Below are 550 nucleotides of genomic sequence, written 5' to 3'. Positions count from 1 at the left end.
CATATATAATTAAACGACTCTTATGAATCTTGACTTCTTTTCTAGATGTTACACCCTCTCCATTCTCTTCTTCAAATGAATATACGACATAAGGTGAACTAAGTCCCTTATCACGTATAGAAGAAAAATCTGAATACATAAATCCTATTGGTAATTCAGAATTAACTTCTAAATCTAGATTATCATCACCTGTTGTCTTAACCAATATATAGCCAATACCATTGAATTTGTAACTTATTATGCAATTTAATAATGCTTCTTTAAGCTCTATTTTTAGATTATCTAATTCATCTTCAATTCCACTTAAAGACCTACTATAAATACTCTCCAAAGTAATTCCATTACGCATTGCGTCTTCTGCTACATTCTCTATATAATTTCTGAAAAATATCGAATATTTATATAAGTCTTTTGGATTAATATTGTTATTATTATAATTATTAAATTTCATTTAAATATCTTTTCCCTTATAACATACAAATATAAAGCATATTTTAGTTTTTGCTAACTTACTTTAACAAAAAAACTAAAATTTTTACAAAAAAAATAT

At 24.9% G+C, this 550-nt stretch carries 1 protein-coding gene; it reads right to left on the bottom strand.

Going from position 1 to position 550, the window contains the following annotated elements:
• Nucleotides 1–451: anti-CBASS protein Acb1 family protein (locus tag U881_RS0100005; RefSeq protein WP_024652864.1), on the bottom strand; the 451-nt coding region annotated here is incomplete at its 3' end.
• Nucleotides 452–550 lie beyond the last annotated feature (99 nt).

This window comes from Borrelia persica No12, assembly GCF_000500045.1.
GTDB classification, from domain to species: Bacteria; Spirochaetota; Spirochaetia; order Borreliales; family Borreliaceae; genus Borrelia; species Borrelia persica.
Note: the sequence above shows the minus strand (reverse complement) of the source record. Positions and strands in the feature narration are given on the sequence as shown.